Raw genomic sequence first — 12,565 nt, forward strand, 5'->3', positions numbered from 1 at the left:
TCTTACTTTTATAGGAAAGTTTACATGAAAAAATCATTATTAACGGCTTTAGTATTAGGTGTAGCAACAATTTCTTTAGCTGCTTGTGATCAAGCAAAAGAAAAAGCAGCAGAAGTTAAAGAATCTGCACAAGCAACAGCAACTGAAGTGAAAGATACTGTCGCAGCAAAAACAGAAGAAGCAAAAGATGCTGTATCAAAAGCAGCGACAGAAACAAAAGAAGCAGTTGTAGCTAAAGCTGAGGAAGCTAAACAAGCAGTAACAAACGCTGTTACTGAAGCTAAAGATGCAGCAGCAACCAAAGTTGAACAAGCTAAACAAGCGGTAGCGAATACTGTAGCTGAAGCAAAAGATGCAGCAACAGCTAAAGTTGAAGAAGCTAAACAAACAGTAACGAATACTGTAACAGAAGCAAAAGATGCAGCAACAGCTAAAGTTGAAGAAGCTAAACAAGCAGTAACAAATACTGCAACAGAAGCAAAAGATGCAGCAACAGCTAAAGTTGAAGAAGCTAAACAAGCAGTAACAAATACTGCAACAGAAGCAAAAGATGCAGCAACAGCTAAAGTTGAAGAAGCTAAACAAGTAGTAACGAATACTGCAGCAGAAGCAAAAGATGCAGCAACAACTAAAGTTGAAGAAGTTAAAAAAGCTGTAGAAACAAAAGTTGAAGAAGTGAAATCTGCAGTAGAAACTAAGTAATCTCTTTTAGTATAATAAATAGGCACAGTATATTCTGTGCTTTTTTTATATCAAGAACAGCATGGAGGAAATCTCATGAAAAAATCTCTATTATCCCTTTTAGTTTTAGGCTCAGTCTTTACCCTTAATGCTTGTGATAATGGTAAAGCAAAACTTGAAGCAGATTTAAAAGCATCTCAAGCTCAATTAGCTGAAGTGCAAAAACAAGCGGATGAAAAAGTTGCTTTAGCTGAGAAACAAGCGCAAGAAAAAATTGCAACAGCACTGAAATCCGCAGATGAAAAAGTAGCAGAAGCACAGAAACAGGCAGATGCTAAGATTGCTGAAATTCAAAAAAATGCAGAAAGTAAAATTGCAGAAGCTGAAGCTAAAGTAACTGAAATGAAAAATTCAGTAGAAGGTCGTATTGCTGAAGCTACAAAAGTTTATGAAGAAAAATGGAATTCTGTTAAAGAAAGCCTAGGATCTTCAATGACTGAAGCCAAAGCAGCTATCGCAGAAAAGATGGATAGCTTTGGAAAAGTCGTTCAAGGTGTCGCAACAGATTTAAAAGCAGATAGTAAAAACGCATTAAAATCAGTGGAAGAAAAAGTCACTGAAAAAGTGAAAGAAGTTAAAGACTCTATTACTGAGAATAAAGCGCCAACTAGCGACACTAAACAAGATAAAACTTCTGAAACGATTGAAACGATAAAACAAGCAGTTACCGAAAAAGTTGAGTCGGTAAAAGAAGCTGTGACAGAAATCAAAGAGGCTGAAAAAGCACCTGAAACAAAATAATATTTTACATACTTATAAATGCCAATATTGATATATTGGCATTTTTTATATTCAAAATTTTATTAGAAACTCTTTATAAAATTGCAAAACTAAACCGTTTTAGCTACTATGCACAAGATTATTTTTAGACTTTGAAAGGTTGATTTATGAGCAAAATTTGGGTGTTAGGTGATGCCGTTGTCGATTTAATTCCGGATGGCGACAATCATTATTTACGTTGTGCCGGTGGTGCGCCTGCGAATGTTGCAGTCGGAGTTTCTCGTTTAGGAGTTGAGACCGGATTTATCGGGCGTGTGGGCAATGACCCACTGGGTAAGTTTATGCAACAAACCTTGCAAGCAGAAAAGGTTTCAACCGAACAGATGATACTTGATCCACAACAGCGTACTTCGACAGTAATTGTTGGGTTGGATCAAGGTGAGCGTAGTTTTACCTTTATGGTAAATCCAAGTGCGGATCAGTTCTTAGAGGTCAATGATCTGCCAAATTTCCAACAAGGTGAATGGTTACACTGCTGTTCGATTGCATTGATCAATGATCCTTCACGTTCTACTACGATTGAAGCTATTCGTCGTGTCAAACAAGCGGGCGGATTTGTGTCGTTTGATCCAAATTTGCGTGAATCACTTTGGTCAAGCCTTGATGAAATGAAAAAAGTGGTGAATAGTGTCGTGGCAATGGCGGACGTGTTGAAATTCTCTGAAGAAGAATTGACCTTATTGACTAATACGACAAATCTTGAGGATGCAACGAAAGCGGTTACTTCACTTTATCCAGAGAAGCTGATTATTATCACTTTAGGTAAAGATGGAGCGATTTATCACTTAAACGGTAAGAGCCAAGTTGTTGCCGGTAAAGCTTTAAAACCGGTAGATACCACTGGGGCTGGCGATGCCTTTGTGAGCGGTTTGTTAGCTGGTTTATCGCAAGTGTCAAACTGGAAAGAGAGTGATGCGGTATTAGTTGAAGTGATCCGCAAGGCGAATGCGTCTGGTGCTTTAGCAACAACGGCAAAAGGGGCTATGTCTGCTCTGCCAAATAAGGCTGAGTTAGAGGCGTTTTTAAAAGAATAATATATATCTGAGAGAGCAACAAGCGGTTAGATTTCTCTAAATATTTGCAAGCCCTCTCCCTCCGAAAATCCTACGGATTTTCTCCCCCCTCTCTCGCCTACTGGAGAGGGAACTAAACCTCACAGGAGGAAAATACTATGCACATTTCCAATCAAGGTAAATACAAAAGCCTGCACGCTCAAGAAGTGGGTGAACTCGATGCAGTTCGTCAAGCGGTTGAACAGGATCAGGATTTCCGCCCAACCTACCATCTCGCACCGCCAACGGGATTGCTCAACGATCCAAATGGCTTAATTTTTGACGGTGAAAAATATCATATTTTTTATCAATGGTTTCCTTACGATGCGTTGCACGGAATGAAACATTGGAAACATCTGATGACAAAGGATTTCCAAACATTTACTGAAGCTGATCTGCTTATTCCTGATGAGATGTTTGAATCCCACGGCTGTTATTCGGGTGGGGCGATTTTATGGCAAGATAAGATTGTTGCGTTCTATACGGGCAATACGCGTCGAGCGAGCGATAATCAGCGTGTGCCACATCAAAATATCGCTATTTTTGATAAATCGGGCAAATTGCTTGAGAAGCGTTGTATTATCGACCAAGCCCCCCAAGGCTATACGGAGCACGTTCGTGATCCAAAACCTTTTGTTACCGCAGAGGGAAAAATCCGTTTTGTATTAGGTGCTCAACGTGAAAACCTAACAGGCACGGGCTTGCTCTATGAAATGGATAACCTAGAAGCTACCCCACGCTTACTCTCTGAAATTGCGATTAATGATTTTGATAACAGCAACGTATTTATGTGGGAATGCCCCGATTTGTTCAAATTGGCGGATAAAGATCTGTTCGTCTGGTCGCCACAGGGTAAATTGCGTGAAGCGACACGTTTCCAAAATAATTACCACGCCACCTATGCGTTAGGTCAATTAACGGGTGCAACGCTGACAGCAGAACATATTGAAGAGCTAGATTATGGCTTTGATTTTTATGCACCGCAGACAGTACAGAACGCAGAAGGAATTTTATATGGTTGGGTTGGCTTGCCAGATTTGACTTATCCAACGGATAAGTATAAATGGCACTCTATGCTGACAATGCCTCGCCAGCTTTCCGTTAAACAGGGTAAAATTTTCCAACAGCCAGTCAAAGAGATTTACGCACAATTGCAGAATAAAGTGTCGTTGAGTGTGAACGGGATTACGGAAGTAGAAAACCTAGATACCGCATATTTGCAATTTAATGTGGAAAATCAACCGCTTGTAATCCGTTTCTTTGATAACGAGCAGGGGCAAAATCTGACTTTCCGTTATGAAAATGGGCGAGTTACCTTAGATCGTTCAGCGACAGAGCAAACGGATCTAATGAAGCAATTTGGTGAACAACGCCATTGTGAAGTCGAAAAATTGGAAAATGTAGAGATCTTCTTTGACCGTTCTGTGGTAGAGATTTTCCTCAATGATGGTGAAAAAGCGATGACTTCTCGTTTCTTTATTGAAGGACGAGTAAATTGTTTAGAAACATCAAGAAATATTGAAATTCAGGTTGCAACTGTCGCTAAAATTTGCGAAAAATAGCATCTATTGATTTGGGGGTATACCACAAATAATAAACATCCCCCATTTTATTTTAAAAGGAGAAAATATGGATATTAAAACTCAAGGGAAGCGATTAACGCTAAATGACATTGCAACACTTGCTGGCGTTTCTAAAACAACGGCCAGCATGGTATTAAATGGACAATCAGAACAATTTAGAATTAAGCCAGAAACACGCGAGAAAGTAGAGCATATTGCAAAACAATATGGTTACCGAGCCAATGTCCATGCAAAAGCACTCAAAATGCGTAGAACCAATGTTATTGGGCTTGTCATTCCTGATTTGACAAACTATGGTTTCGCCTCTACCGCAAAGACTTTAGAGAAACTGTGTAGAGAGAATGGTTTACAGTTAGTGATTGCTTGCTCTGATGACAATCCTCAGCAAGAAAAACAAGCTATCGACCGTTTGCTTGACCGCCAAATTGATCTGTTAATTACCGCGCCAACTCACCAAGACCCTAAATATTATAAATCCGTCCTTAAACATACCTTAGTATTACAACTCGATCGCTATGTTCCAAACCTTGATCTTGGCTATGTGATTAGTGCTGATACCGATAAAATTGCAGAGTTAGTCGCATTAACCGTTCAACGCTATCAACTTAAAGAATATTTTTATTTCGGTGGGCAGCTTTCGCTCTCCCCAAGTCAATCGCGCTTAAATGGATTCCGACAAGGGCTAAAACAAGCTAATCTTGCAGAAAAAAATGATTGGGTTCGACATAAAGATTTCCAATCAGAATCTGGCTACCAATTAATGGAAGATCTTGTTAAACATTTAGGTCGTTTGCCCGAAGCCGTTTTTACTGCTTCTTATACAATATTAGAAGGTGTGTTACGTTATCTTACTGAACATGATCAAATGGATAAATTACTTGAGAAAAAATTACACTTAGCGACGTTTGATGATCATAATTTATTAAACGCGTTGCCTTTTCATATTCACTCTATCAAACAAAACCATGAGCAAATAGCCCAACAAACTTTTTCATTAATCAGAAGAAAGCTACAAGGAAAATTGCCCGAGAATATAAAAGTTGAATGCCAAATCCGTTGGAGAGATTAACAACTTTTATTTAAAAAAATTCTTGTGCTAAATAGCCATCTCACAAAACAGATAAACCTCTAAAAACTCAATTAATTTAGATTAAAGAACTATTAAACACACATGCAAGTAGTTTTTTAATCTACCAAAAACACCAATTACCCACCTCATACAACATTTCCAGCCTTTACTTTTTAGTATTTCTTAGGCATATTGCAAAACCTACGAGTATTGCTCGTTTTAAATTTTTGTTTAATTACATTTTTTTGAGGTATTTACCGTGTCTAGTGTGAAATCTAATGCCCCTAGAGAAACCTTCTCTGGTCGTAGTGCATTTATTATGGCAGCCATCGGTTCTGCTGTTGGATTAGGAAATATTTGGCGTTTTCCTTATGTTACTTATGAAAATGGTGGTGGTGCGTTCATCATCCCTTATATCATTGCGCTTTTAACCGCTGGTATTCCATTACTCTTCTTAGATTATGCCATTGGTCACCGTCACCGTGGTGGTGCGCCACTCTCTTATCGTCGTTTCAATCGTAACTTTGAAACATTCGGCTGGTGGCAAGTATTAGTTAATGTCATTATCGGAATTTATTATGCCGTTGTTCTTGGTTGGGCTGCAAGTTACACTTTCTTCTCCATTAATGGCGCTTGGGGTGATAAACCGATCGACTTCTTTATTGGCGAATTCCTAAAAATGGGCGATATCAATCAAGGTATCAGTTTTGAATTTGTTGGTATGGTAACGGGTCCATTAATTGCTGTATGGCTAATTGCTTTAGGTATTTTAGCTCTAGGTATTCAAAAGGGGATTGCAAAATCATCTGGGATTTTAATGCCACTATTAGTGGTGATGTTTGTGGTACTTGTGGTTTACTCCCTATTCTTACCAGGTGCTGCAAAAGGCTTAGATGCATTATTTACACCAAACTGGTCTAAACTATCTGATCCAAGTGTGTGGATTGCCGCTTATGGACAAATCTTTTTCTCACTCTCTATCTGTTTCGGGATTATGATCACTTATGCATCATACTTGAAGAAAGATTCTGACTTAACGGGTAGTGGTTTAGTTGTAGGCTTTGCAAACAGTAGTTTCGAAGTGTTAGCAGGTATCGGCGTATTCGCAGCTCTTGGCTTTATGGCGACTGCTGCAGGTCAAGAGGTAAGTGAAGTCGCGAAAGGTGGTATTGGTCTTGCGTTCTTTGCATTCCCAACCATCATTAACCAAGCACCATTTGGTGAACTTGTCGGTGTACTTTTCTTCGGCTCATTAACTTTTGCAGCATTAACATCCTTTATCTCCGTTATTGAAGTCATTATTTCTGCTGTTCAAGATAAATTACGTGTCAGCCGTTCAAAAGTGACCTTTATTGTTGGTATTCCAATGATGTTCGTCTCTGTCGTTTTATTTGGAACCACAACTGGCTTACCAATGTTGGATGTACTTGATAAATTTGTGAACTATTTTGGTATCGTCGCTGTTGCATTTGTGTCTCTCGTTGTTATTGTGACAGATGAAAAATTAAGTACCTTAGGCAATCACTTAAATGAAACTTCTTCATTCAAAGTCGGCTTCCTATGGCGTTTATGTATCGTTCTCACCACAGGCGTACTTGCATTCATGTTATTTAGTGAAGGCGCTAAAGTACTATCTGAAGGTTATGAGGGCTATCCAAGCTGGTTTGTAAATACATTTGGCTGGGGTATGTCGATCAGTTTAATGGTTGTTGCGTTCTTCCTTTCTCGTTTGAAATGGAAAGACGAAACTTTAGCTGAACATAAAGGAGAATAAAGATGAGCTCTATTGCAATTACAATGATGTGTGTCGCTCTTGTCATTATTTGGGGTGGATTAGTTTACGCAATTAAACGTCTCCCGAAAGAAGAGAAATAATTGTAAAAAATACGAAAAAAGTGACCGCTTGTAATAATTATATCAACGGTTAGTTTTGATGTAATACAAAATAGTTATTAGAATGGCTTAAAGCTTTATTATACAAAGCTTTAAGCCTTATTCTTATCTACACACTGTATTATTCGAGTAAGAAAAGTTGAACATAAACAGTAGCAATAGATTTATCAGCAATGTCAATTCAATACCAATCTCGTATTAAATCAGCACCCCACAACAATGTTTAAATTTCTTTCCTGAACCACAAATACAAGGTTGTTTCATTGTTGGCAATGGAACTGTCGGATCAACAAAATACCAACGCCCATCAATTTTGACAAAAAGTGATAGCTCGTGGTGAGCTTGCGCTCCTTCTGGCGTGTTGAAATAAGCTTTAAATTCAACCGTGCTATGAATTTTACTGATATTGGGTTTATGAGCCACAATGTCTAACCCAGCCCAGTGTGTACTTTCGCCCCAGTTTTTCATTGCCATTTGATCAAGTAACTTCTGCTGGCTAGGGACGGTCGTTTGCTCAATATAATCAATGTTGACTTGCGTATAAGCCGAATAGCGTGAGCGCATAAGCTGTTCAGCAGTTGCAGGTAACTGCTCACCTAGATGAAAAGGCTGGCAGCATTGATGATAAGGTTGATTTGATTGGCAAGGGCAAAGTGATGACATAGTTTGATTTGTAAAAAATTAAAGAAAAGTGACCGCTTGTTTCTATTAAAAGGGCGAACACATTGGTTCGCCCCTATATCAGATTAATTTACTGAGTTTATTTTTTTACACGAGTGTGTAAGCCTTTTTTCTCTAAGTTACGATAAATCAACCATTGTTGTGCAATCGTAATTAAGTTTGATGTTAACCAGTAAAGCACTAAGCCAGATGGGAACCATAAGAAGAATACGGTGAAGATAACTGGCATAAAGTTCATCACTTTTTGTTGCATTGGGTCTGCGATTGGTGTTGGTGACATTTTTTGCAACAAGTACATTGAACCACCCATTAATAATGGAAGAATGTAGTATGGGTCTTGTGCCGATAAGTCTTGAATCCAGCCAAAGAAAGGTGCGTGGCGTAATTCAACGGCTTCCATAAAGGTCCAATACAATGCGATGAAAATTGGCATTTGAAGAAGAATTGGTAAGCAACCGCCCATTGGGTTCACTTTTTCTTCTTTATACAGTTTCATCATCTCTTGGCTCATACGCTGACGGTCGTCGCCGAAACGTTCACGCATTTCTTGAATACGTGGCTGTAACATACGCATTTTTGCCATTGAGGTATATTGAGCTTTGGTTAATGGGTAAAGAATCGTTTTTACCACAATGGTGACACCGATAATTGCTAAGCCCCAGTTCGTTACGATACTTTGAATAAAGGTAAGTAACCAGAAAAGTGGTTTTGCAATAAACCATGCCCAACCGTAATCGACGGTTAAATCAAAGTTATTTGCTGCTTGCGCCATTGCTGCTTGATCTTTTGGACCTGTCCATAAATGGCTGGTAATTGTCGCTTCGCTATTTGGTGCAACTTGTGTCACTGGACCACGATAGCCGATAGTGCCTACACCGTTTGCAGTACGAGTATAAAGGTTATTTTCCGCATCTTGATTTGGAATCCAAGCCGATACGAAGTAGTGTTGTAAAATAGCTGCCCAGCCTGCTTTGGTATCAACAGAAAGGTTAGCTTTTGCCATTTCTTCAAAACTGTATTTTTTATAGTTCACTTCAGATGAAGAATAAGCACCACCCGTGTAAGTTGGCATCGCTAAGTTGCCTGAGCTTTCCACTAAAGAGTGTTTAAGTTGTCCGTAAGGTTGAACTTCTACGGTTTCTGCTGAGCTATTTTTGATGGTGTAGTTTACTGCAACATCGTAGCTACCGCGTTTTAGCGTAAAGGTTTTGGTATAAGTGACGCCATCTTTTTCAAATGTTAATGGCACGGCAATTTCGTTTTGACCTTCTGCTAAAGCAAATTTGTCGGCGGTTGTTTGGTATTGTGCACGACCTGCATTGGTATCAATACCGTTTTTACCCACTAAGCCACTTTGTGCAACATAAAGGACTTTGTCGTTGCTTTGTAATAACGCAAACGGCGTATTTGAGTTTAACTCTGCGTTGTATTTTAACAAGTCAGAATCAACAACATCACCGCCTAATGTATCTACGGTTAAACGTAATACATCGGTTTCAATCGTGATGGTTTTACCTTTAGTTGATTGATCATTGATCGATGCAGCATTGGTTGAAGATGGGACATCGCCCGATTGATTTGCAACTTGTTGCGTTTGTGCTTGAGCCATCGCTTGTTTTTGCGCTTGGATTTCAGGATTGTAATCCTGTTGCCATTGCGTAAAAATCAAGAACGAAACAAGCAACAAACCCATAATCAGTAAACTACGGTTTGAATTCATTTTTAGTTCTCTAAGTTAAAGTGGAGTGAGAAAATCTCACTATGAAAAGCGTGCATTTTAATATAGGTTATTCAACTCTCCAATGCCTTTTACAAGATAGTCATTGGATTTTCATGAATTTTATAAAAAAGTATAGCAATCATTTAGGGAATTAGAACAATTTGGTTGCAAAATAGTCAATTTTTATTGCGGAGAAAATGAACGCTGAAGTGAAATAGTGTGAACTATCACGCATTTTGAAGATTTACTTCCTTTTCTTATAAAGAAATTCGACAAAATTCGTGTTTTCATCAGTGAAAACTCGTATAATCGACACACTTTCCATTTATTTATTTTTTAAGAGGGTACACACAATGGGTGGTATTAGCATTTGGCAATTAGCCATTATCGTTTTACTTGTCGTTTTATTATTCGGAACAAAGAAATTGCGTAATCTAGGTTCAGACTTAGGTGAATCAGTGAAAGGCTTTAAAAAAGCAATGAATGATGATAAAGCGAAAGATGCTGAATTTGAAAAAGTTGAGCAAAAACAAGCTGAATCAGCTGAACAAAAAGCAAAAGACAAAGAGCAGGCATAATCCGTGTTTGATATTGGTTTTTCTGAATTAGTGTTGGTGTTTGTTGTGGGCCTAGTCGTACTCGGCCCCAAACGCCTGCCGATTGCCATCCGTACGGTAATGGGATGGGTTCGCACTATTCGTGGGTTAGCAGCAAATGTTCAAAATGAGCTTTCTCAAGAGCTAAAACTGCAAGAGTTGCAAGAGAGCATTAAGAAAGCAGAAGAATTGAATTTAAGTAAGCTATCCCCTGAATTGAGCAAAACCGTAGAAGAACTCAAACAATCTGCACAACAAATGCAAGCGAACTTGGACTCGGCAAAAGGGCAAATTGAGAGCCTAACCCAAGAACAAGTGAATGAAATTCAAACTAAAATCGAGCAAGAGAGCCAACAACTTTCAGCAAATGCACAAACTCAGCAAGATTTGCAAAAAACGGGGCAAAACGCACCGCTTGATGAGCAACCACTCTCAGCGGAAAAAATTGCAGAACTTGCAGAAGCAGATGAAGATAAATTGATGGCATATTATCCACCAGATGATGATCTTGCGACGGTTGAGCCGAAAACGAAACAGGATAAACAGAATGTCAGTTGAAGAATCTCAACCCTTGATCAGCCATTTAATTGAATTACGTAACCGCTTATTGAAAGCGGTTATTTGTATCTTAGTGGTGTTTTGCGCCCTTGTTTATTGGGCAAATGATATCTATACGTTACTTTCAAATCCGCTGACGGAGAGATTACCAGAAGGGGCAACGATGATTGCCACGAATGTTGTCACACCGTTTTTTACACCGATTAAATTAACAGCGATTGTGGCGGTATTCCTTTCTGTGCCTTACATTTTATATCAAGTTTGGGCATTTGTTGCGCCTGCTTTGTATAAACATGAAAAACGCTTGGTTTATCCGTTGCTGATTTCAAGTTCTCTTCTGTTTTATGTGGGCGTTGCCTTTGCTTATTATGTTGTATTTCCTTTGATTTTTGGATTTCTTACAACAACAGCACCAGAAGGTGTTGTGATGGCAACAGACATCAATAGCTATTTAGATTTTATTCTTACGATCTTCTTAGCTTTTGGGGTTTGTTTTGAAGTGCCAGTAGCGATTATTCTTCTCTGTTGGTCAGGTGTTACGACCCCTGAAAGTTTAAAAGAGAAGCGTCCTTATATCATTGTGGGCGCATTTGTGATTGGAATGTTGCTTACTCCACCAGATATGTTCTCACAGACCTTACTCGCAGTACCAATGTGTTTACTGTTTGAAGTTGGCGTGATTGTTTCCCGCTTTTATCAACCTAAAGATGATGATGCAGAACAAGCAACATCGGAATAATCTAAAAGGTGGGCTAATGCTCACCTTATTTCATTTTGATACCGTAACAAGCGGTCACATTTCTCAGATTTTTTGCAAATAGGATTTTATATGACTCAATATCTTTCAACTTCATTTCCAGCTCACCGTCCTCGCCGTTTACGCAAGCACGATTTTAGCCGCCGTCTAGTTGCTGAAAATACCTTAACTGCGAGTGATTTAATTTACCCTGTATTTATTATTGAAGGTGAAAATCAACGTGTAAAAGTGCCTTCTATGCCTGGTGTTGAACGTTTAACTTTAGATCAATTACTGATTGAAGCGGAATTATTAGTCAAATATGGTGTGCCAGCTATCGCGCTTTTCCCTGTGGTTGGCGATGCAAAAAAATCACTGATGGCAGAAGAAGCTTATAATCCTGACGGTTTGGCACAACGTGCAGTAAGAGCGTTAAAGCAAGCCTTTGGAGAGAAATTGGGCGTGATTACAGATGTGGCGCTTGACCCATTTACGACTCACGGACAAGACGGCATTATTGATGAAGACGGTTATGTGGTAAACGACATTACGACTGAAGTCCTAGTGAAGCAAGCACTGTCTCACGCACAAGCAGGCGCAGATATTGTCGCACCAAGTGATATGATGGACGGCCGTATTGGTGCAATCCGTCAAGCGCTTGAGGCTCACGGTTTTATCAATACTCAAATTATGGCGTATTCTGCGAAATATGCGTCAAACTATTATGGGCCTTTCCGTGATGCGGTCGGCTCTGCGGGTAACTTAAAAGGTGGTAACAAGAAAACCTATCAGCTTGATCCTGCAAATGGAAATGAAGGGCTGCACGAAGTCGCTCTTGATATTCAAGAAGGGGCTGATATGGTAATGGTCAAGCCTGGTATGCCTTATTTGGATTTAGTTTACCGTGTAAAAGAGACGTTTGGTGTGCCGACTTTTGCTTATCAAGTATCAGGGGAATATGCGATGCATATGGCCGCGATTCAAAATGGTTGGTTAAAAGAAAAAGAGTGTATTATGGAATCACTGCTTTGTTTTAAACGTGCGGGGGCTGATGGGATTTTGACCTATTTTGCGAAGCAAGTGGCTGAGTGGTTATATCAAGAAAAACATTAATCATCATAAAGTTAAATGCCCAAGGCTTATCACCTTGGGCATT

The 12,565-nt window shown here is 39.2% G+C and carries 13 protein-coding genes; 11 read left to right on the plus strand and 2 right to left on the minus strand.

Translation table 11 applies throughout. From position 1 onward, the window contains the following. Positions 1 to 24: 24 nt before the first annotated feature. From EXH44_RS07240 to EXH44_RS07270, 7 genes are all read left to right on the plus strand, one after another. On the plus strand, positions 25 to 702 hold the full coding sequence (locus EXH44_RS07240) for an apolipoprotein A1/A4/E family protein (protein ID WP_162856873.1): 678 nt from the start codon (positions 25 to 27) through the stop codon (positions 700 to 702). A gap of 75 nt (positions 703 to 777) precedes the next feature. Further along, positions 778 to 1,482, plus strand: coding sequence for a hypothetical protein (locus tag EXH44_RS07245; protein WP_162856875.1), 705 nt, complete (start codon positions 778 to 780; stop codon positions 1,480 to 1,482). Between the two features lie 146 nt (positions 1,483 to 1,628). Then, the gene (locus tag EXH44_RS07250) at positions 1,629 to 2,555 is read left to right on the plus strand and encodes an aminoimidazole riboside kinase (RefSeq protein ID WP_162856877.1); all 927 of its coding nucleotides are present in this window, start codon (positions 1,629 to 1,631) and stop codon (positions 2,553 to 2,555) included. Positions 2,556 to 2,692: 137 nt separating this feature from the next. Continuing rightward, positions 2,693 to 4,135, plus strand: coding sequence for a glycoside hydrolase family 32 protein (locus tag EXH44_RS07255; RefSeq protein ID WP_162856878.1), 1,443 nt, complete (start codon positions 2,693 to 2,695; stop codon positions 4,133 to 4,135). Between the two features lie 67 nt (positions 4,136 to 4,202). Then, on the plus strand, positions 4,203 to 5,225 hold the full coding sequence (locus EXH44_RS07260) for a LacI family DNA-binding transcriptional regulator (RefSeq protein ID WP_162856880.1): 1,023 nt from the start codon (positions 4,203 to 4,205) through the stop codon (positions 5,223 to 5,225). A gap of 319 nt (positions 5,226 to 5,544) precedes the next feature. Next, entirely contained in the window at positions 5,545 to 6,999 is a 1,455-nt protein-coding gene (locus EXH44_RS07265) for a sodium-dependent transporter (RefSeq protein WP_244238760.1), read from the plus strand. Positions 7,000 to 7,001: 2 nt separating this feature from the next. Next, positions 7,002 to 7,100: a methionine/alanine import family NSS transporter small subunit gene (locus EXH44_RS07270; protein ID WP_135674110.1), complete on the plus strand. Its 99-nt coding sequence runs from the start codon at positions 7,002 to 7,004 to the stop codon at positions 7,098 to 7,100. Positions 7,101 to 7,316: 216 nt separating this feature from the next. On the opposite strand, the gene EXH44_RS07275 is transcribed toward EXH44_RS07270, so the two are convergent. Both EXH44_RS07275 and yidC read right to left on the minus strand, forming a co-directional pair. Further along, positions 7,317 to 7,781 carry a YchJ family protein gene (locus EXH44_RS07275; RefSeq protein ID WP_162856881.1) on the minus strand — a complete coding sequence of 155 codons (465 nt, stop codon included), beginning with the start codon at positions 7,779 to 7,781 and terminating at the stop codon, positions 7,317 to 7,319. 97 nt (positions 7,782 to 7,878) lie between these two features. Further along, complete coding sequence (gene yidC, locus EXH44_RS07280; protein ID WP_162856883.1) at positions 7,879 to 9,519, minus strand: membrane protein insertase YidC; 1,641 nt, start codon at positions 9,517 to 9,519, stop codon at positions 7,879 to 7,881. Positions 9,520 to 9,872: 353 nt separating this feature from the next. Between yidC and tatA the strand changes: the two genes are divergently transcribed. From tatA to hemB, 4 genes are all read left to right on the plus strand, one after another. Further along, on the plus strand, positions 9,873 to 10,097 hold the full coding sequence (tatA, locus tag EXH44_RS07285; RefSeq protein WP_162856885.1) for a Sec-independent protein translocase subunit TatA: 225 nt from the start codon (positions 9,873 to 9,875) through the stop codon (positions 10,095 to 10,097). A 3-nt stretch (positions 10,098 to 10,100) separates the two neighbouring features. Beyond that, positions 10,101 to 10,673, plus strand: coding sequence for a Sec-independent protein translocase protein TatB (gene tatB / locus EXH44_RS07290; protein WP_162856886.1), 573 nt, complete (start codon positions 10,101 to 10,103; stop codon positions 10,671 to 10,673). Next, entirely contained in the window at positions 10,663 to 11,412 is a 750-nt protein-coding gene (gene tatC, locus EXH44_RS07295; RefSeq protein ID WP_162856887.1) for a twin-arginine translocase subunit TatC, read from the plus strand. Before tatB ends, tatC begins: the two co-directional genes overlap by 11 nt. A 90-nt stretch (positions 11,413 to 11,502) precedes the next feature. Next, on the plus strand, positions 11,503 to 12,522 hold the full coding sequence (gene hemB / locus EXH44_RS07300) for a porphobilinogen synthase (protein WP_162856888.1): 1,020 nt from the start codon (positions 11,503 to 11,505) through the stop codon (positions 12,520 to 12,522). Positions 12,523 to 12,565 lie beyond the last annotated feature (43 nt).

Source organism: Actinobacillus indolicus (genome assembly GCF_004519515.1).
Taxonomy (GTDB): Bacteria; Pseudomonadota; Gammaproteobacteria; order Enterobacterales; family Pasteurellaceae; genus Glaesserella; species Glaesserella indolica_A.